16 protein-coding genes are annotated in these 20,984 nt (G+C 60.1%); all 16 read right to left on the bottom strand.

Features of this window, described 5'->3' with window-relative positions; translation table 11 throughout:
• Window positions 1-33: 33 nt before the first annotated feature.
• Window positions 34-2,610 (bottom strand): type VI secretion system ATPase TssH, encoded by a 2,577-nt coding sequence (gene tssH / locus MLD24_RS10945; RefSeq protein ID WP_425562362.1) that lies wholly within the window; start codon window positions 2,608-2,610, stop codon window positions 34-36.
• 14 nt (window positions 2,611-2,624) lie between these two features.
• Window positions 2,625-3,590, bottom strand: coding sequence for a type VI secretion system baseplate subunit TssG (gene tssG / locus MLD24_RS10940; RefSeq protein WP_248166640.1), 966 nt, complete (start codon window positions 3,588-3,590; stop codon window positions 2,625-2,627).
• Complete coding sequence (tssF, locus tag MLD24_RS10935) at window positions 3,590-5,404, bottom strand: type VI secretion system baseplate subunit TssF (protein ID WP_248166639.1); 1,815 nt, start codon at window positions 5,402-5,404, stop codon at window positions 3,590-3,592. The genes tssG and tssF overlap by 1 nt, the downstream gene beginning before the upstream one ends.
• Before the next feature lies 1 nt (window position 5,405).
• Window positions 5,406-5,837: a type VI secretion system baseplate subunit TssE gene (gene tssE, locus MLD24_RS10930; RefSeq protein WP_248166638.1), complete on the bottom strand. Its 432-nt coding sequence runs from the start codon at window positions 5,835-5,837 to the stop codon at window positions 5,406-5,408.
• A gap of 19 nt (window positions 5,838-5,856) precedes the next feature.
• Window positions 5,857-6,654 carry a type VI secretion system accessory protein TagJ gene (locus MLD24_RS10925; protein WP_248166637.1) on the bottom strand — a complete coding sequence of 266 codons (798 nt, stop codon included), beginning with the start codon at window positions 6,652-6,654 and terminating at the stop codon, window positions 5,857-5,859.
• Between the two features lie 40 nt (window positions 6,655-6,694).
• A complete protein-coding gene (gene tssC, locus MLD24_RS10920) occupies window positions 6,695-8,212 on the bottom strand; it encodes a type VI secretion system contractile sheath large subunit (protein WP_248166636.1) in 1,518 nt (505 codons plus the stop codon).
• Between the two features lie 48 nt (window positions 8,213-8,260).
• The gene (gene tssC / locus MLD24_RS10915; protein ID WP_248166635.1) at window positions 8,261-9,757 is read right to left on the bottom strand and encodes a type VI secretion system contractile sheath large subunit; all 1,497 of its coding nucleotides are present in this window, start codon (window positions 9,755-9,757) and stop codon (window positions 8,261-8,263) included.
• Window positions 9,754-10,263, bottom strand: a complete 510-nt coding sequence (gene tssB, locus MLD24_RS10910) for a type VI secretion system contractile sheath small subunit (protein WP_248166634.1) — start codon at window positions 10,261-10,263, stop codon at window positions 9,754-9,756. Before tssB ends, tssC (MLD24_RS10915) begins: the two co-directional genes overlap by 4 nt.
• A gap of 42 nt (window positions 10,264-10,305) precedes the next feature.
• Window positions 10,306-11,451 (bottom strand): type VI secretion system protein TssA, encoded by a 1,146-nt coding sequence (tssA, locus tag MLD24_RS10905; protein WP_248166633.1) that lies wholly within the window; start codon window positions 11,449-11,451, stop codon window positions 10,306-10,308.
• Between the two features lie 32 nt (window positions 11,452-11,483).
• Entirely contained in the window at window positions 11,484-12,269 is a 786-nt protein-coding gene (locus MLD24_RS10900; RefSeq protein ID WP_248166632.1) for a PP2C family protein-serine/threonine phosphatase, read from the bottom strand.
• A gap of 2 nt (window positions 12,270-12,271) precedes the next feature.
• Window positions 12,272-12,937, bottom strand: coding sequence for a type VI secretion system-associated protein TagF (gene tagF / locus MLD24_RS10895; RefSeq protein ID WP_248166631.1), 666 nt, complete (start codon window positions 12,935-12,937; stop codon window positions 12,272-12,274).
• 30 nt (window positions 12,938-12,967) lie between these two features.
• Complete coding sequence (gene tssM, locus MLD24_RS10890) at window positions 12,968-16,477, bottom strand: type VI secretion system membrane subunit TssM (protein ID WP_248166630.1); 3,510 nt, start codon at window positions 16,475-16,477, stop codon at window positions 12,968-12,970.
• Window positions 16,478-16,509: 32 nt separating this feature from the next.
• Entirely contained in the window at window positions 16,510-17,796 is a 1,287-nt protein-coding gene (tssL, locus tag MLD24_RS10885; RefSeq protein WP_282450594.1) for a type VI secretion system protein TssL, long form, read from the bottom strand.
• Between the two features lie 31 nt (window positions 17,797-17,827).
• Window positions 17,828-19,150: a type VI secretion system baseplate subunit TssK gene (tssK, locus tag MLD24_RS10880; protein ID WP_227172776.1), complete on the bottom strand. Its 1,323-nt coding sequence runs from the start codon at window positions 19,148-19,150 to the stop codon at window positions 17,828-17,830.
• A 62-nt stretch (window positions 19,151-19,212) separates the two neighbouring features.
• Window positions 19,213-19,677, bottom strand: coding sequence for a type VI secretion system lipoprotein TssJ (gene tssJ, locus MLD24_RS10875; protein WP_227172777.1), 465 nt, complete (start codon window positions 19,675-19,677; stop codon window positions 19,213-19,215).
• Between the two features lie 2 nt (window positions 19,678-19,679).
• Window positions 19,680-20,900: a type VI secretion system-associated FHA domain protein TagH gene (gene tagH / locus MLD24_RS10870; RefSeq protein WP_248166629.1), complete on the bottom strand. Its 1,221-nt coding sequence runs from the start codon at window positions 20,898-20,900 to the stop codon at window positions 19,680-19,682.
• Window positions 20,901-20,984 lie beyond the last annotated feature (84 nt).

Below are 20,984 nucleotides of genomic sequence, written 5' to 3'. Positions count from 1 at the left end.
TCACCACCTTTTGTTCTGTGCTCTGTTAGCCAATCAGGAAACCTGGAAGGTTTCGTCCTCTACAACAATGTTAAGGTCTGACAGTTTGTCATCATTGGCAATAGCATTCAGCAGGATATCCGACAGCTTCGGCAGGATGTCCCGCTGGATCACCTGCTGAATGTTTCGCGCGCCCGTGCTGGCCTGGTGACCACTGTCCGCGATCCGCTCAATCACCTCGTCGGAGTAACCCAGAGTCACACCGTGCTGACGCTGAGCCCGCTCACAGACCCGGTCCAGCTGCATCCGTGCGATGGTCTGCAACTGTTCTCCGCCCAGTGGCCGGTAGGGCAACACCACGGTGCGGCCCAGGAACGCCGGCTTGAACGTCGCCAGCAGGTCGTCCCAGATGGCGTCCTTCAGGGCCGAGGGCTCCGGCGCAGTCAGTTCATCAGCGTACAGATCCGAGATGTGCTCGGAAGCGGCATTGGATGTCATCAGCAACACGGTGTTGCGAAAATCCACATCCCGACCTTCACCATCCCGCAGTGAGCCTTTGTCGAACACCTGATAGAAGATGTCCTGCACCCCGGGATGGGCCTTCTCCATCTCATCCAGCAGGATTACGCTGTAGGGCTTGCGTCGTACCGCTTCAGTCAGCACCCCGCCCTCGCCATAGCCAACGTATCCGGGAGGTGACCCCACCAACTGGGAAACCTTGTGCTCTTCCTTGAACTCGGACATGTTGATGACGGTCATGTTCGATTCGCTGCCGTAGACCTGCTCCGCCAGTGCCAGTGCGGTTTCGGTCTTACCAACACCGCTGGGGCCAACCAGCAGGAACACCCCGAGGGGTTTCTTCTCGTCGGCGAGTTCGGCCCGGGCCACCTGAATGGTACGGGCAATGTCATCCAGGGCGTGATCCTGGCCGGTGACCCGCTCCTTGAGCGTGGTGGCCAATTTGAGGATGCCGGCCACTTCGTCAGACTGCATCCGGCCCAGGGGAATGCCGGTCCAGTCGGACAACACCTCGGATACGAGCTGGGTGTCCACCTGCCAGTGCACCATCACCTGTTCCCGCTCCGCCAGGGTGGCGCGAATTTCGTTCAGGCGCTGTTTGTCGTCGTCATTTTCCTCGTCAAGCAGGACCTTGCTGATACCGGCGGCTTCAGCCACCAGCTCCCGCTCGCTGTCCCACTCGGCCTCCAGGCTAACCAGCGACTCACGGGCCTGATGCAGGCGGGTGTCCAACTGGTCCTGGCGCGCGCTGTGATCGATACCAAAACGGGATTCGCGGGACAGCAGGTCCAGTTCCTGTTCCAGGGCAGTCACCTCCGCACGCGCCCGCTCCACTGGCGACGGCACGCTGGCCTGACTCATGGCGACCCGGGCACAGGCGGTATCCAGCAGCGCCACCGCCTTGTCCGGCAACTGACGACTGGCCAGGAAACGGGTCGACAGCACCACCGCAGCCCGCAGGGCATCGTCGGCAATGCCAACACCATGGTGGGCCTCCAGAGTCGGCACCAGACCACGGAGAATCTGAACGGCGATGGCCTCATCCGGCTCGTCCACCTTGACCACCTGGAAACGGCGGGTCAGGGCAGCGTCTTTTTCAAAGTACTTGCGGTACTCCGCCCAGGTTGTCGCCGCGATGGTCCGCAGCTCTCCCCGCGCCAGGGCCGGCTTGAGCAGGTTGGCGGCGTCGTTCTGGCCAGCCTGGCCACCGGCGCCCACCATGTTATGAGCCTCATCGATGAACAGGATAATCGGCCGTTCCGAGGCTTTGACCTCTTCAATCACCCCTTTGAGACGATTTTCGAATTCCCCTTTCACACCGGCACCAGCCTGCAACAGCGCCAGATCCAAGGTCAGCAGACGCGCTGGCTTCAGGATCTCGGGAACATTCCCCTCGGCAATGCGACGCGCCAGTCCTTCCACCACCGCGGTTTTGCCCACGCCGGCCTCGCCGGTGAGGATCGGGTTGTTCTGACGACGACGGGTGAGAATATCAATCACCTGACGGATCTCATCGTCGCGGCCGATGACCGGGTCCAGGAGTCCGTCGGCAGCCTGGGCCGTGAGGTCGACGGTGTACTGCGCCAGGTGCTGTTCCTTCTTGCCCTTGGCCTTGGCCGGTTTGCTGGAGGCGGCGGCCTCCTCCGCGGAGAGCGAGGCCCGGATGTTGGCCCACTCGGCCAGCAGACGGGCCGGGTCAATGCCGTTCAGCTCGCCGGCATTGCGGGTCGCCAGTGCCGCCATGGCGGGGTCGTTCAACATGCTGTACAGCAGAGTGGCACCGCGCATGGTGGGCTCACCAAACTCGATGGACGTATCCAGCCAGCACTGACGGAACAGGTCCACCATCCGGGGCGACAGGCTGGGCGTAGCGCCGCTGCCCGTGCGGAAGGTTTCCAGGCCTGCCTCCAGCTGGGCGTCCAGGCGACCGAGATCCAGGCCAAAGTGACGGAACACCCCCACCAGGTCAGGATCGTCGGTCCGCACCATGCTCTTCAGCAGGTGCTCCAGCTCTACGGTGTGGTGGGTGCGCTGGAAACACAGACCCACAGACGTTTCCAGCGACTCCTTACCCGCCTCATTGAGCTTCTCAACCAGTGACTTGAGTGTCATCGCAGACATGCTATTCAATCCTTTCCTTGGCTTGGCTTGAAACTGACCTCGACCATTTTGGTTGATTCCGGTCGGGCCCCAATAAAACTGTCAGCGCCGAGCTTGCCCTGCTGCCCCAGTATCGTGTGGGTCAGGTGGGCGGCACGGGCCGACAACCGATAACGAACCCGGGTCTGGCCACTGACCAGACGCTGGGTTACCTGTAACAAGGTCTTGCTGTAGGCACCGCCAGGCAGCACCGTGACCAATTCTTCCCGGGATTTGGGACGGAAAACCACTTCCACGCCCTTGTCCGCAATCCACACCCGGCTACCGAGGATCGCCCCGCCAAGGTTGGCAAACTGCCCCTTGGGACAATCGTCGTCTGGCAGCCGGGACTGATCGTCCGGGGACACCTGGGCCCATTCCCCCTGCATCGCACGGACATCCACCGGCATACCGGTAATGTCTTCCAACACCGCCCGTAACATACTGCCGGAGCGGGCATGGCGGGCGAAGGCCGCGCCGTAATAGAGTTGCCAGTTTTCCTCACAACCGGTCAGGGTCTTGAGGATGTAGGTGAAGATGTCTTCTTCCTCACGCTCCTGATGAACCGCAGGCTGGGTTTTCTCCCAGCTGCGGTAAAGCAGTGAAACCAGGCGATGGTTGAAGAGATCCAGAAAATCCCGGGTGGCCGGCGACTTCTGCTTGACCAACTCCAGCACCCGCTCGGTAAAGCATGCTGGCAACGCCCCTCGCGCACCGGTCAGTCCCATCAGATCAACCGTCAGATCGTGTTGCACGACACCGTCTTCACTACGCTGGGCGCGCTGTGTCACCAGATCCTGGCCGGCAAACCCAAGGTTCTGGCTCGAGCGGAAACGCACCACCTCTTTCTTCGGCCAACCGTCATGGCCAACCCGGTGATAACCTTTCCGGTCACCAACCAGCTGTCGTTCGGCTTTCCACACAGCGCGGTACAGGGTGGTCGGCGTTGCCATCAGAGCAGCTCCCGCTCGCCTGCGCGAGCTGGCCACAGGCAATAGTCACGGTGATGACCACCAAGGCGGATGCGCACACGGGTAAAGGTATTGACCTGGGTAAACTGGGCAAAGAAGCGATCCAGGATGGCCGAAAACAGGTAAATACTGGTGCCGGCATAGCTGGGCTTGGAGAAGGTGACCTGGATTTCGGTGCCCTGGCACAGGCCGCTGTGGACCCCTTTGCCAACCCGGGCAGCCACGCGCTTCATGGTCACGTCTTCAATGCCTTCGATGAGTGCCTGGGTCTCCGGGGTGTGGCGGAAATCGTGCAGCTGCAACACCGCCTTCAGGCGTTCCAGGGCATCGTCACCGGCAAAGTGTTCCAGGTTGAGCTGCTGGATAAACTCCCAACGGGTACCGTCTGACAGGTCCGGACGGGTGGTTGCGGTCGGTGGCACCAGCGCCACCGCTTCCTCCACCAGCGGTTCACCGATAGCCCGGAACCGGGGCTCGCCACCGCCGAAGGGCAGCCGCTCCGGAATGTTGCGGTTACAGCACCAGGCATTGACCATCAGGGTCTCGTCTTCTGGCAGATCATCCTGGGTACGGTGGTTGAAACGCCGGTCCACCAGCGACAGGTAGGTCTCAAAACCCGGCTCAAACTGGCCGCCCGCCCAGTCCGCGTCCCGGCGGCCAAGGTGCCAGTAGACATCAAGCCCGGATTGCCAGCGGGGATGGCCGAGACCGTAGAAGGGAGCCATCTCACGGATGTTCTCGTTCTCCACCAGGCTGACCGACTGAACACTGACCACTTCAAAGGTTTCCGCACCACGGAACCGGGATACCAGCCGGTGCTCATGGCAGCTGCCATCATTGGCGACTGGTTCCAGAGACTCGTCAAACAGATTCACTGCCGGCACACACCACAACCTCATGTGCTCCGGTACAAAGCTCTTTTCCTGCTCGCTCGACTGTTCACCGAGGTAGATGTACAGGTCGACTTCGTCGTGTTCCGGCCAGGTGCCTGCCAGGTCCGACAGGTCGGCAAACAGAAATTTTTCGGGAAACAGGAAAAACTCCACCAGTAGACGGAAGCCGTCAAAGCTGCGCTTGCGATACGGCACCAACGCGTCTTCCGGCTCAAAACCCACCGGCTGCAACTGCTTGGCGCCAAAGAAACGGATCTGACGGGTGTCGTGGGTCGGTACCACCGCGAAACCCACACCGGATCGATGGATCAGATCATACAGCTCGTTGCTCAGGTGGGTCTGGCCGTGGAGGTAGAACCGCAACGACGGCAGATCAATCTCACTGAATGGCAGCGTCGACTTCAGACGCAGCTTGATCACACTCTGGGCCCCTTCCGAGCCAGCAGGACGGGGAGCATCAAAGGGCGCGTTCTCAAAGGCCCCGGAAACCACCTCCACCGGCGCCAGATAGTGACTGGATGGCGAGCGGAACTCACACGCCGGCATCCGTTCGACCTGGGTTTCATAGCGCTGCTGCGGATCAAGGGCGGCGCAATGGGTCTGCGAGGCACCAGCGGCGAGTTGCAGGATCGTCATCGATGGAATCGGCGCCATGTAGTCCGGGAACAGGTTGCCCATCAGGATGCTGGTCAACTCCGGAAAATGATCGTCCAGTCGCTGACGGATCTGGGCGGTCAGGAATGCGACCCCCTCCAGCAAACGCGAGACATGGGGATCTTCCACCGACTCGTCGCTCACCCGCAGGTTACCCGCCACCTTGGGGTAGGCCTTGGCAAACTCGGCCCCCTGACGACGCAGGTAGGCCAATTCGCGGTTATAGTACTGGAGGAGTTCGTCACTCATATCACGCACACTCCTGCAGGGTCATCGACAGGTTAATAGGCTCGAGGTCGGACTGAAACGCCACCGGCTCCGGCACCGGGTCCACCAGCAGAATGGCATCGATACGCAGTCTCAGCTGTCGATCCAAAGGGGTGTCCCCATCTTCCGCTTCAACCGTCACCCGGGCCAGGCGTGGTTCGAAGCGGATAATAGTCTGACGAATCTCCTCGCATAACCATTGCCGGGCATCAGTAGTACTGAGGTCCATAACGGTGAAGTCCGGCAATCCGAATCCCAGCACCGACTGTTTCAGCTCCCGCAGTTCCGCCGGCAGCTCCAGCCAGGAACGGCGGGTGTTCAGCAGCGCTTCCAGGTCCTGACGCACCGACTGGCGGATGGACGAAACCGTGGCCCGGGCATTGCCGTCGGCGGCGAGCCGGTCCAAAAGGCTCATCTGCAGGCGGACCGAGCTATCAACCGGCATGAGCAAGCTCGACGCGCTCGACGCGCTTCAGCGATTCCAGACTGATGGCGTCATCGCCAACCAGGAACAGCTTGAGACCGATGCCAGTGATCAATCCTTCCGACCGCTCCTGCCAATCGGTCACCCGGCCCAGCCGCTCCTCGTCGGACTGGCTATCGACGTAGGTCAGCGGTATAAACACCTCGCCCTGCTTGCCGGATACCAGCTCCACGTCCGCCCGACGCCAGATCAGCTCAACCGGTGACGTCGGCGGGTGGAAGTCGATGGCCTCAATCTCAGACCAGCGCCAGAGGTAAAAGTGGCCATCGGCCCCCAGGGCCTCGATGAAGCCACACAGGGCGTCGTCACAATCCCGGGCATCTCCCTCAGCGTCGCCAAAACGGAAGGTCGCCGCCGTGCGGGTCTGTTCCAGTTTCGCTGCTTCCTGTTCTGCCGCCGCTACGTCGTCCTGGCTCAGGGCCAGTCGCAGCGCCAGCAGGGCTTCCAAGTCTGCGCCTTCCGTAGCCACGACTTCCTCGGCCAGTTTGCCTTCCCGAAACGCCAGGCGAGACTGCTGAGCCCGGATCAGCTGGCGCAGGTTGGCGGCACCGGCAAGCCAGTCCGGGTGGTGGCGGGCCAGTGAGCCCAGCATTTCGTCGGCTCGCTCCAGTTGACCGGCCACACACAGCAGCTCGATCAGTGATGCGCGCAGATCGGCGGCGCCGGGCTGGGCCTTGATCATCTGCGTTGCTTCTTCAATGGCCTGCTGCAGTTGTCCGCTGGCCAGATGCTGCTTGATGGCATCCATTCCTGAGTCCTCCAAATGTCAACTCATGTGGCAGTGCGGGCTAATGCCCGTCCACCGGTGTCAATTCCGTAATCAGCCGCATTCCGGTGACCAGTTGGTCCAGCTGAAAGTGGGGCTGAAGGTGTATGATCGAGTAATATTTACCTGGTTCGCCGGCCCGCGCCTTGACGGACACTTTGGCATCACGCAGCGGGAAGCGCGCCCGCAGTTCATCCGAGGCGCCTTCGGTAGCCATGGTGTAGCCGTGTATCCAGCGTTGCAGCTGGGACTCGCATTCCTCCGGGGTACGGTAGCCCCCCACACGATCCCGCCCCATCACTTTGAGGTAATGAGCGAAACGGGACACGCAAAGGATGTAGTGCAGCATGGCCGACAGCTTGGCGCTGACACTGGCAGCCAGCGGCTCGTACGTTTTCGGCTGCTGGATCGAAGGCACCGAGTGAAACACCAACATGGGGGTGTTGGGCAAAGGCACCAACGGCAGAAACCCCTCCTCGGCAAGGGCTTTTTCCATCCGGTCACTGATTTGCCAGTCCACTGCCTGGCGTGTCGGGAACAGGCGCCCTGTTCGGTTGATGTCGGAGATTTCCGGCATGTTGTCGACGGTGCCATGGGCCACCCGGCCAGCACGAAAGCCCCTAATATGGGAGAACCAGCCGGATTCACAGAATGCCCGGATGGCCACGGTACCGAAGGCAAAACAGGCCGGCCCCCACAGATAGTCCTTGTCGGTCACCTGCCGATGCTCAAGAAATCCGAAGGCTTCGGCGCCCTCGCCCAGTTCCCGGTGAGGGGGGCGCATCAGCATTCGGGGCACCGCCAGGCCGAGAAAACGCGCGTCCTCCACTTCCCGCAGCGAGCGCCAACCCGTCAGCTCCACTTGGGAAAAATGGCTTTCCAGGTCGCGAACACCGGTTAGCTCTGCATAGTTATCAACGCCAAAGAAGCTGGGAGCCGCATTGAGAATCAACGGTGAGAACGCAGCTGCTGCTACCTGGGCCAGCTCCCGAAGGGTGTCCAGGTTGGCTGCACCGCCGCGGGTCCGATGACTGACGCTGTACGTGCCCAACAGCAAGCCAAACGGCTCACCACCCGGGCTGCCAAACTCCTCCGAATACACCTTGGCAAACAGTCGCGACTGATCGAACTCGATCGCTCGACCCAGGTCCGCAGCAACGGTTTCCCAAGAGGCATCCAGAACCTTGATCCTCACCGCATCCTGTCGATCATCCAGTGCAGCCTGCTCCACCAGCAGGCTGACACCCCGCCAGTTGGCTTCCAGGTCCTGAAACTCGGGGTGATGCAGGATTTCATTGAGCTGGGCATTGAGCAGGCGGTCCAGCTTCAGGATCACCTTCGACAGTGCCGCCCGAACCTCATCCGAGGTCCAGCCCGCACGTCCATGATACTGACTGAGGAATAGCATCAGTGCCCGCTGATCGTCAGACTCAGCCACCAAGCGCTCCGCCAACCCCCGGTTCAGTCCCGGTTGGTGGGATTTGCGCGACTTCCGCTGATTCAGATAATCCTTGTCGACAAACGACAACGCTGCGCTCATGAGGACTCCAAACCGTCCCGGGGCCCATCTGGGCCCCGGGAAACGGTCTTAGTTGCCAATCTCTGGAATTTTTGCGACCAGACGCAGGGAGGTAGTGAGCTCCTCCATCTGCAGCCAGGGGCGCAACCAGGCAATGGCGTTGTAGGAACCCGGGCTACCTGGGATCTCACGCACCTTGACCTTGGCGTCTGCCAGCGGGAACTTGGCCCGGATTTCCTGACCACCGCCCTCGGAGGCATTAACGTAGCCGAGAATCCAGCGGTTCAGCCAGTTTTCAACGTCATCAGCCTCCATGAAGGAGCCAATCTTGTCCCGAGCCATCACCTTGAGGTAATGGGCAAAGCGGGAGGTGGCCATCATGTACGGCAGACGGGCCGAGATGGCGGCATTAGCCGTAGCATCCGGGTTGTCGTAGATCTTTGGCTTCTGGCAACTCTGGGCACCGAAGAACACGGCGTAATCGGTATTCTTATAGTGGCACAGTGGCAGGAAGCCAAGCTTGCTGAGCTCCGCCTCACGACGGTCGGTGATGCCGATTTCAGTCGGGCATTTCAAGTCAGGATCACCATCATCACTGCGGAAGATATGGGCCGGCAGCCCCTCAACTTTACCGCCGCCCTCAGCACCACGGATGGCGGTGCAGAAACCATACTTGGCAAAGGCGTTGGTCATTCGGCTGCCCATCACGTAGGACGCGTTCATCCAACAGTAATCTTCGTGCTCGGGGCGCACCGCCATACCGGTTTCAGGGTCCACTTCGAACTCTTCAAAACCAAATTCTTCCACCGGTTTGGTGGATTGGCCGTAAGGCAGGCGCGCCAAAACACGAGGCATGGTCAGGGTAACAAAGCGGGAATCCTCACTGTCGCGGAACGAGCGCCACTTGGTGTACTCGAGGGACTCGAACACTTTCTCAAGATCCCGTGGTTTGGACAGTTCGGTCCAGTTATCAAAACCGAACAGGCCGGATCCACCGGCGGACACAAACGGGCAGAAACCGGCAGCCGCAACGTTGGACATAAGGCCCAGTGTTTCGATGTCATTCGGATGATTGCTGAACTCATAGTCACCGATCATCACACCGTATGGTTCGCCGCCCGGGGTGCCAAACTCAGACTCGTAGATCTTCTTGAAGATCTGGCTCTGGTCGAATTCCACCGCCTTGGACAGATCTTTATGAAGATCCTTCTTGCTCAGGTTGAGCACGCGGATCTTCAACATGGCACTGGTTTCGGAGTTCATCACCAGGTGGTGCATGCCACGCCAGGAACCTTCCAGCTTCTGGAATTCTTCCTGATGCATGATCTCGGACAGCTGGCTGGAAATCATCTGGTCAATGCGGGTAATAGCCTGGGAGAACGTGATGGTCAGGTTCTTGTTCCAGGTCACCGTCCCCTTCATCGCCTCTTCAGCCAGAGTGCGGATCAGCTCCTCCGCTCGACTGCTCTCAGTCTGCTTGGTAGCACCAATGGCCTGATCCAGAAGACTGAGGGCTCCGCCTTCTTCTTCGACAACCGCGTCCGTAGCCTGGGTTTCAAGACTCATTCCTTGTCCTCCTCTGTGCGATTCAGTTCCGAACTCAGCGCCTGCAGGTCGTCTGAGTTATTCAGTACGCGTTCCAGCAGCTCTTCCAGCTCTTCCGACCGGTCAACTTTGGTCAGCAGGTCGCGCAGCTTGTTACGGGTCTCCATCAGGTGTCGCAGAGGCTCTACCTGATTGACCACCGCGGCCGGCTGAAAGTCATCCATGGAATTGAACGCCAGCTCAACGGACATCTGGGAATCGTCATCCGCCAGCTTGTTATTCACCTTGAGCTTGAGTTTCGGGCTCATACGACGCAGCACGTCGTCAAAATTGTCCCGGTCGATCTGGATGAAGCGGCGATCCTTCAACGGCTTCAGATCGGTATTGTTGTTACCGGAAAAATCCCCCATGACACCGACAACAAACGGCAGCTCTTTCTTGACCAGGGCCCCTTCCGTTTCTACGTCATAGGTAATGTGTACCCGGGGCTTGCGGACCCGGGACAGTTTGTTGTGGATGCTTTCCATGTCGCTGTCTCCTGTTGAGCGTCACTGTTAGTTTTCGAGTGGTCATTCCCGCTCGGGGGCAGGCACACCGGTTAGTTTGAAGAACCCGTCACGGGCTCCGCCATCATCTATCAACTCCTCCATAAGTTCTGGCAAGGACAGCTCGCTCCATCGAACTGCCCGGGTAATGGCATAGGACACCGGCGAATGCGGCTCAGTCTTTAGAAAGAAATCAGATAACCGCTGCAGCTGCTCGAGGGCTTCTTTACGGCTCTCGATCGCCACCTTGACCGGATCCACACTGCGTCGGCCCTCTGCAACCGGCGCTTCCCCGTCCGCGCTGGCGGCTTCTTCCACAGCAACCGCCTCAGCAGCTTCATCCGCCTGCTGGGACAGATGTTGATCAATACGCTCACCAGCGTGGTGGTTGAGCATCAGCAGGCAGCGTTCCAGCGCCTTACGGATATTGGTGGTCGGCTGCGGCTCCCCGTGCATGGCCTCGTCCATGGCATCGGACAGGGCAGCGAAGGACTGGCTGGCAGCTTCAATGGCAACCCGCATCGCCACCAAGTGTTCAATCGGTGTTTCCTTGGCCGCGGTTTCCAGCGCCTCCGGTGAAACCGACCCACTGCGAATACGGGCTTCGGCCTTGTCCTCATCTAGCCGCGCTACCTCGGCGGCCTGTTCGGCATGCCAGGTGGCAAAGGTATAGTGTCCGTCGCTGCTGAAGAACAAAGGCACGGAAATGATGGGACGAATCAGGGTTCCCTCGCCATCGACCCCATTAAGGCCAACCAGTGGCGAGATCCGGGTATCCAGACCTTCCTCATCCGGTGACGGGTAGATCTGATCCCAGTGGCGTTCAATCATTTCACGGGCCAGATCAAAACCTTCCCTGACCCCGTCAAAGCCGTATTCGCGACACAGGGCCTCAATCAGCCAGGCCACAAACTCAAGGTCCTTGGAACGGCTTTTCAGCAGCGGCGGGATATCATCCAATAACTGACGCCACTGGGAGATCTGCGGCGGATCCTCATCAGAGAACACCTGCCGCTCCAGAGCACGAGCCTGGTTCCGCACATCCTTGAGGGTAAAATAGGGCGACAGCGGCGATGCATCCTCACGGGTGTCATCACCGCAAGGTGCATCTTCTGAGATGTCAGCCAGCAGGGCCTCAAACGGCAACAGGCGGGAATCAACGTCGGTCATAGCAATCCTGCATCCACTTCATTCATAGTCCGTTACACGTTCCACTGACCCAGCGGCAGCGTGGAATCCCCCTGTACGGCGGGGCGATCGTTCCACGCCATCTGATGATCCACCTGTACGATGATCGAGGTGATGTTATCCCGACAGCCTTTGACCAGCGCGGAGTGACGGATCGCCTGATTGATGTCATCGATCGGCTCGCCAGCAAGCAGGGCTTCAAGCTCCTGCAGTTCAAACTCCTTACTGATGCCATCGGTGCACAACAGGAAGCGGTCACCAGGCAATACCTCACCTTCAACCACATCAATCACTGGCTCATCCTCAACGCCCAGCGCCCGGGTGATAACATTTGACAGCGGATGGCTCTCTGCCTCTTCTTCTGACAACACCCCCTGCTCCACCAAATCCGCCACCTGACTGTGGTCCCTGGACAGACGCTGCAGACGACCATTACGTAACAGGTAGGCCCGACTGTCACCGATCCACAAGACCTGATAGCGCTCATCGACGATCTTCAACGCTACCAGAGTCGACCCCATGGTCGCGCCCGGGTGCTGCTGCTCGCCATACTGGCGAATCCGCTCATTGGCGAGCAGGAATGCCCGTTTGAGATCCTCATTGGCGAGGGCGTTACCATGTCGCAGACGCTCAGAGGTCACGGTGTCGCAAATAAGTTGACTGGCTACGTCGCCGGCCTGGTGCCCGCCCATACCATCGGCGACCACCCAGAGACCGTCCTCGGGAAACGACAGAAACGCGTCCTCATTGTGATCCCGCACGGCGCCCGTGTGGGTAAACTGGGCTGAAGACAATCGCACGCCTAGCGTCCCTCCCCGTAGAACTCGGCTTCCAGCCAGCCATGACTGGGCCATTGGCCCACCATCATTGAGACAAACTGGCCGATTTTTGGCAGCCCGTCTGTCAACAGGGTCACAGGCTCGACAAACGCTGATCCCTGGGTCCACCAGACCGTGTTACGGCGATCTTTCTTCAACATGGCCTGCAGCCAGTCTGACTCGCTGCCCGCGGACGGAAATACCAGATTGCCCTCCCCCGCGGGCCACTTCATGGTGGCGGGTGACGGCTCAGGGGCGGCCACCTCGGCCAGGCGCTGCTGCCAGCTTTCTTCCTGCCAACCATCGTCCAGCACCGCCAGGATGCAGTCCTCCATCTCCGAGGCCCATTCCGGCTGACGCCAGCCATCCAGGGTCTGGCCGCTGAACTCCCGAACCACCAGAAACGGGAAATGGCGGCCGACACGATCCACTGACGGGATCAGGGTGCCCACCAGGCCCACATCAAGAATCGCACCCGGCGCTGCGCAAAAGTGCCAGATCGGTGATGTCAGGTAGGCATCCATCCAGCGGTCCGCCAACTGGTCCCGGCTCACGGCCAGGGATGCCTGGCACCACTCGAAGAACAGGTCCCGGACATCGGGGCGGACATCCACGGTGATAAAATCACCACGTCCAGGTACTTTCCCCATGTATCCCCACATCAATCGATACTCCTCGCGCTACAGCCGGGACGGCAGAGTGAAGTTCTGGACCAGCCCACTACGGAAGGGGTGTTTCACAGAGGACGGCTCGACCTTGATGCGGGCCAGATAGTCACTCAGCATCACTTCCAGGGTCAGCTCACGGCCTTCACCGGACAGGCCGTCGTAGGCATCCAGCATATGGAACAGCGCCCATTCACCCTGGAAAGACCGCTGCACCACGGCATCCGAGGTCGAGCCAGGATTGACAGCAACCCGCACGCCACCATTGGTGTCACCAGGCCACACGAACGGGTGGCGACGAGCCGGTCCATGACGGTAATTCAGTTCACTACCACCTGCCTCAAACGAGAACTGGGTGACCCGGTTGTCCAGGTAAACCGTCTGCACTGAGAACGGCACCCGCAGGGTCTTGGTTCCCTCGACAAAGAAGGCCTCCCGGATGCGGCTTGCCCGCTGGAAGAAGCGCAGACTGGAACCACGAATGTTCAGGTCCGTGGACAGTTTCCAGGGCGTCCGGGAGGTATCCACATGCTCGGCCACATACTGCTGGAAGAAGTTGTCTACCGTGCCGCCGTAGCCGAAGAACTGGCTGAAGTCGGCCAGGCTGATCTCTTCACTCGCCGACGGATCAACCGGGTACAGCCCGGCAATCGCCGAACTGTATTCCCGGTAGACCTCGTTACGCCAGAGACCATTGATCTTCTGGGTCGCGGACGTGCGGACCAGGCCCCGGGACTCGCGGGCAAAGCCGGAAACAATCGACTCCAGGTGGGACGACTGGGTGTTGCTGACGGTGGCATAGAAACCGGTGACCGCAGCGTTGAAATCCGCCCGGGACACGGTCTGGAAGTTGTTACCGCCGCTGGCCTGTTCGGCAAAGTATCGGGACATGATGCGTGTCTTGTCCTGCAGCGACTGGAAGGTCTCTTCCTTGATGTTGTGCATGACCTTGAAGGCATCATCCACCAGCGTGGTCTGCTGCGGCTCCTCACCGGCCAGAGGCATCAGACGGTTGAGTCGGTCGAAGGCCCGGCTTTTACGGGCAGCTTCATCCATCGCCTGATCCTTGGCGGCATCCATCTGGGCCGAGTTATCACCGGTATCCAGTGACAGCTGGGTGTTGTACTTCACCGCCGATACCAGGCGGTTAAGCGGAGCGTCAGGTCCACTCAGCAGGTTGGTCAGGTAACGCCCCTGCTCAGGACTGCCGAAGGAACGGATCTTCAGATCCGACAGGAACGACTCCCAGGTGTAGATGTAGTCCCGGAAGTACTGGTCCTCGACCAGCGACTTGATTCGAGCTTCATCCAGATTGCGATAGTCCTTGGAGTCCTCGCCATAAACCCAGGAATCCTCAAGCAGGTGACTGACGATCTGATCACGCTCCGGCTCAAACACACCCTGGTAACCAGCTTTGGTGTACAGCGCCGGAATACCCTCATGGAGGCTTTCGCCGGAACGGCGCTCAAACACTTCCGACGCCACGGTGCCAAGCACCATCGGCAGTCGGAATTCCGGCAGACCGGCGGCCTGGGCATCCATCTTGATGCGCTGGTAAGCCCGTTCCGCCAGAGGCACAGCGGTCAACTCATTCCGCGCCTGCTCCACCAGCGAGTTCGAGACCCGCAAAGGCTGCTCCAGGGCGAGGTAGTCCTGCAGATGGGCCAGCAGAGCCTCACGCTGGGGCCGGTTGATCTCGCCCGGCAACTGCTGGCTCAGCAGATACTCCAGCCACAGCGCCACCTGCTGCTCGTTGTAGCGACTGCGGTCCCCCATCATCAGGTAGCTCTTGAGGGCCTCGTACAGGTATTCCGGGTTGTCGAGGTGAAGCCGGATGTCCTCTTCCAGCGTCCGCTTCAGGGTGCCGCCCAAACGGTACTGCATCACCCGGCCATGCACGCCTTCGGCAGCCTGACGCAGGCCCTGGACCTGGAAATAACCCAACGACGAGAACCCCGGCATGGCGGTTTCCGCCTCACCGCCAACCAGTTGGGCGGATTCGTCCAGCAGCCCTTCCAGCACCAGCCAGTCGGCCTCCTCCGGCACCTTTTCGAGGTGCTGATCCAGAGACTCAGTGCGGGCAGCGAACTGGTCAATGGAATCCCGCGCCTTGGCATAGTCCAGGTACCAGGCAGTTGCCAGCCCCACCGTCAGCACCGCCATGGCGGCAAAGGCAATCCGGCGGGTCAGAGTCATCTGCTTGGCCTTGCTGCGGTCGGTCACCGCCAGGCCATGCTCGGAAAAGATGATCTGGTCAAACAGCTTGCGCTGGAAGAAACCATCGTCGGGGACGCCCCGCAGATCGCGTTTTTCTTTCGGAGTTTGAAGCTTGAACTGCTGATCGACCAGGCCAGAGACCTTGTCGAACGCCGGCTGCCCCTGCTCGGAGGACACCATGTACACCCCTCGCAGCAACGGTACTTCCTCGTAGGCGGAGGGGAAGAACACGTCTTTGAGCAGATTCCACAACGGCGCCTTGAGCAGGGCGACCTGTTTGGGGAACTCATAGACACGACGGCGGGTATCCGGGGCCCGCTCCTGCTGCAAACGATGGAGCAGGAAGTGGCTGAGCCGTCCTAGCAACTGGTTGAACTCCTCGTCGAACACCACCGGCAGACGCTCGGGGTCCTTGACCGAATCCAGCTCGAAGGTCAGCCCGAGCACGTCTTCCCGCTCCTGCTCGGACAGCATGCCGAAGGTATCAACAAAGCCGTCCAGCAGGTCGAACTTGGTTAGCATCACATAGACCGGAAACACCACGCCAAGGCGGTTTTTCAGCTCCTGAACCCGCTGTTTGATCGCCCGGGCGTGCAGCGCCTGCTCGGTCGGCGTCTGCTCCAGCAGATCCGCCACACTCACAGCTACAATGACACCATTGATGGGCTGGCGTGAACGGTACTTCTTCAGCAGGCCCAGGAACGCATTCCAGCCTTTGGCATCACGCTTGTCGCCAGACTCCTGAGTGGTGTAGCGGCCGGCGGTATCGATAATGACCGCCCGGTTGGTAAACCACCAGTCACAATAGCGGGTACCACCCACGCCCTTGACCGAATCCAGCCCCATCTCGCTCTTCAGCGGAAACTCCAGGCCAGAATTGAGCAACGCCGTGGACTTGCCAGACCCCGGCGCCCCCACAATCATGTACCAGGGCAACTCATAGACAGAGCGGAAGCGACCCGGCTTCCACTTACGGACCAGGGCGAGTGCTTTACGCAGGTTATTGCGCTGGGTTTCCAGCTCCTCCCGCAACAGCTCATCCCCTTCCTCGGAGGCCATCATTTCGCTGACTACCCGTTCGTTGTCCTTGCGCTCCCGACGGGTCCGCCACAACTGAATCGCCAAGTAGGAAATCACCAGCAGCAGCAGGAACGTCACCCGGGCCAGCACGGACTCAAACGGCTTCCAGTCGGCAATAGCCAGCAACGGGCCACCAAACCAGACCAGAATAACGAGCGCAACGAAGCCCAACAGAATAAAAAGGGCTCGCAGCGTAATCTTGGACAGCATCCGGCGAATCCATGCCATAGGGTTTTACCTCAAATACTCCGTCATGGGTCTCAGGGAATCAGACTGATTTCCACGCGTCGGTTGCGGGCCCGGTTCTCTGCCGTGGCATTGTCGAACCGGGGCTCAGCCTCCCCACGACCTTCCGGCCACAACCGGCCCTCCAGATTGGCGGCACCGGCCAATTCATCCGACACGGCGGTGGCACGAGCCAACGACAGGTGCCAGTTGGAGGGGTAGCGGGAGGTGGATATGGGCTGATTGTCGGTATGACCAGTCACCATCACGGAGCCTTCCGTGGATTCCAGTGCCCGGGCAATCTTGTTCATTAATGGCAGGGTGTCCTCACGCAACTCAGAGCCGCCGGACTCAAACAGCGACTCGTTGCCAATGCGCAAGGTAACGCGGCCATTGTCCTCTGCATCCAGCTCAACCAGCCCCTTATCGATCTCGGTCTGGAGGATACGGCGCAGATAATTCGCCTGATTCGGGTTGGCGTTGCCGGTCGGCTCCTGAACAGCCGGGATTGCCAGCTGGTTCATCGCCTCCAGTACCGGCTCCGAGCTGGAATCGAGGGTGTGGGAAAAACCCAGATAGAACAGTAACAGCACCACTGCACAAACGGACGCCCCAACCCAGACTGGCACACCCCGGGTAACGCCGGGGCCAGACTCAATCTTCTGCTCCCAGGACTTTTCAAAGGGCGTGGCAAAGCGGCCATGTTTGGCGCAGATCTCGTGATAGAGGCAATCCCGCAGGGTATCGAGTTCTTCCTGGCCCCGTTCCTCAACCCGGTACTTGCCCTTGAAGCCCAGCGACAGGCAGAGGTACTGCAGCATCATCACTTCGGTATTGGTGGTGCGCCGGGCGCCAGCAACCAGGTCGAAAAAATGCGTACCGGACCAGGTCTGGGAATGGAACTCAGACAACAGCGAATGCGCCGCCCAATGCCCGCTCTGCCCCCACTCACTGTTCAGTACAATCTCGTCAATCAACGCGCAGACACAGTAGGACGCAGTTTCCACCGTATCCGGTGTCAGGTTTGCGGCTTTCAGATTGGCCTGGTACTCGCGAACCAAATCCATGCACTGACGACGGAGGTCGGCGACGTCATCAACCCGGGCCGCGCCCAGTAACCGAACGGCCAGGGACAGCAGCCTTGAGGCCTGGTCGCACACAGCTCCCAGACTGGTCTCCGGCAACTTGAAACGGCTGTAGGAAGGCGTTGCCGAAGCGGCATCGGCCATCACCGTTTGGTCTGGTGCAGCGGCCGCTTCCGGTGCGGAGGTGGGAACCTGCTTGGCTCCCGGGCGCGGCTTGATGATGGTGCTGTCGTTCATAGAGCAATCCCTGCTGAATATCCGTCAACGGCTATTGCCGAATGGCCCACAGCTCAAGTTCGAGCCCCGGGTAGTTGCCGGAAACATGAATGGCCAATCCGCCACTCTGCTTGAGATGCTGCCAACGCTCGCTCTTGCCGTCCAGCAGGAAATAGTGATACCCGGCATGGTAGGGAATCTGGCGCGGAGCCACCGGCAGGGCGCTGACCGGAATCCCAGGCAGGTGGTTGTTGACCAGATCGCGGATGTGCTCGACCGCACCCAGTTTGATCTGAGCCGGCAGCCGTCGGCGAATGTCTTCGGTGGTAAGATCCGCCTTCACCGCCAACACCAGCTGCGCGGAATCCAACAGACTGCCGTCCGGCAATGGCGCCACACGAATGCCGTATTGGGCTTCCTCCAGGCGCAGGGCAATAGCGGTTTGCTCGAGCACGGTGCTGAGGGACTGGCTCAGTAACGCCGCCAGGTCACCAAAGGTCTCGGTCAGCTGTTCGTGTCGGTAGGGCGGCAATGCCGGCACCATCTTTTCCGTCCGGGTGAACAGTGCCAGCTCACCGGTGAGCGTGATGGCCAACTCGTAGAACCGTTCCGGATGGACCTGGGAAGAAATCTTCAGGTGCTCCAGCATCGGCTGCCAACGGTTGAGTGTCTGTAGCATCAGCACGTCAAACAGGGTGGAGGACTGCTCAGCACCTTTCTGCATGCGAACCGCCAGCGCCTTGGCGCGCTGCTTGACCATGCCCAGGGTTTCCCGCAGGAACGAAGCCAGTGGCGGCATGGCCGCAACATCCAGACAGGGCGGGATAAAACTGCGGTCGAGCTTAACGTCTTTCTCGTTGACCACTTCGACAATGCGCGCCACTGCCAGGTAGGCGAACCCGGCCAGGTCATCACGACCCAACTTCAAACGCGGGTTGAGGTGGGCCAGCCCAAGTACCTCTTCTTCGCCATCGTCGGCGGAGTCATCCAGAAGACGACCTTCCTCGAAGCGATAACGGGCCGTCTGGGACGTTGCATCAGCGGCGATGTTGGTACCGGCCAGTTTTTCCATGGGCAACGCCAGATACACCAGTTCATCGCGGGCGTCGGCGGGAATCTCCATCACCAGAGCGTTGCCCTGATCGAACTCAAACGGCATGCCGTCCGGAAAAATGCCCGCGGCACGAACCACCGATACCTGACCCAGGCCCAGCGCCTGCGGGTCCAGCTCCACCTCCGACAGACCATAGCCATGGACATCGGTGCGGGTATGACGCTCCCTGGCGACCTGATAGAGAAAGCGGTCCTGCTGTTGGAAATGCTGCGGCCTGAGCAGCATACCCTCAGACCAGGCGACTTTGGCCAATCGTTCCATGATGTCAGATTCCTGTGTAATACGGGCCCAGCAGATACCGCCGGGATAAAAATGGTCCCGACTTAATCGCGAATCAGAGTGATCGAGCGCCGATCAATCATGATGTCACGATTCTTGTACTCCTGTGGATTCGCCTTCAGGTTGAGTTTCCAGTCGGCATTCTCGATGTCACGAAACGCGCCAATAACGCCAATATGGGTGGTCGCCTCATCAAGCCGCATTTCGTGGGTCACACTGCGGCCGGGGCGGAGCACCATTTCGGTGGAACTCAACAGATCTTCGCCCAGAACGGCTTCCGCGTTATCGTAGAGATCAAAGAAGTCCGCCCCTTCGAAACCGTCAGCCGAGCTCAGCTCATATACGCGAACCACCAATGGCGAAGCGCGTTCATTGTCGTCCGGGTTGATGCTGCCCAACGCCCGGAAATGCAGATTGGTATAGGGTTCAACAATCGCATTGGCAACCACACAACCGGCCAGGGTGAGCAAGGCTGCGAATACGCTTACCAACCGCATTGTTTTCGTCATCACTAGGGACTCCCGTCTTTCTGATCCACTTCCCGTTCATAGGCTTCGATGAAGACATCACTTCTGAGCATCCTGTCGCCGTCACCGTAGGCCTCCAGTTGCCACGCACGATGACGCCGAATTGTTTCCAACGTTTTACGGTGTGAGAACAGGCCACGACCTTCGGCTCCGGACGCGCCGGGCGTTTCGGCCAGAATATCGGCCACGACCGCCTCAATCCCCTTCATCAGGGCCCGCTCGTGGGACATGATATCGTCAAAGGCGTTATTCACCGCCTGCTGCGCCTTCAGGTTTGCAGCATGCGGACGCAGCAGCAAGCTGTCCAGCGCATCCTGGGGTGTCGCCGAGAACTTGAGAGGGTTGTTCTCACTTCTCTGGAACAGGGTCTGAGCCACCCGCAATTGCTGCTTCTGACGTGCCCGGGCATGGATCATGTCCAGCAATCGATCCAGCAGGGCCCGGGTCAGACCACCCAGTTCCCGATAAAACTCGGTCCCCATACCGGACGCCCGCTCTGGGCTGATGCCAAGACCGTCCCACAGGGCTTCCAGCGCATCCGGCTCAGCGGTTTGTCGTGGCGGGGCCTCGCTGGTTGGCGCACGCCCCGGCGCCGGCCGGGCAGTTTTCGTTGCCGCCGGTTGCGACGCCCCCGGAGCTGGCTCCTGATCCCAGCTCCAGCCACCGGGAATCGACGGTTCCGGCATCGGTACATGGGTATCCGCCATCATTCTTTCCCCCAGACCTGCCGCCAGCACATCGGGGAAATCCTCTACTGGCTGACTGGCAGCAGCAGGCTCCGGGATCGCCGATGGGCTGGTCACGCCAATAGGCTCGGGAATCGGAGCGGGGTCGGGGGTGGGCTCAACCTGAGTCGCCGGCGCCGGCGACGAATCTCCCGAAGCGTGAACTGTCGCACATATTTCGAAATCACCCAGACGCAATCGGTCACCGTCACTGATTGCGGCGGCGTTGCCCTTGCCTATCGGGGATTGGGAGTCGTTGATGAACACGCCATTGGTGGACGTATCCACAATGGAGAACGTACCGCCTTCGCTGCGGATTTCGGCGTGCCGCGAAGACAGGATTTTGTTGGGGTCCGGCAGATGCCAGTCACACTCGGGCGCACGCCCCACGACCACCGTTTGCCCCACGCCGACGCGGTGGCTGCCGGTAACGCTCGGCGACAAACGCTGATAGCTGGATATGGAAAGCTCTAGCTGCATCGATTTCGTCCTTCCCTCTGAGCGTGGTCTGCCGTTCGCTGGGAACAGAACGGGCAAACCAACCAATCCATGGCAACTTGCTTG

Origin of the sequence: Marinobacter xestospongiae (assembly GCF_023156385.1) — a bacterium.
Taxonomy (GTDB): Bacteria; Pseudomonadota; Gammaproteobacteria; order Pseudomonadales; family Oleiphilaceae; genus Marinobacter; species Marinobacter xestospongiae.
Note: the sequence above shows the minus strand (reverse complement) of the source record. Positions and strands in the feature narration are given on the sequence as shown.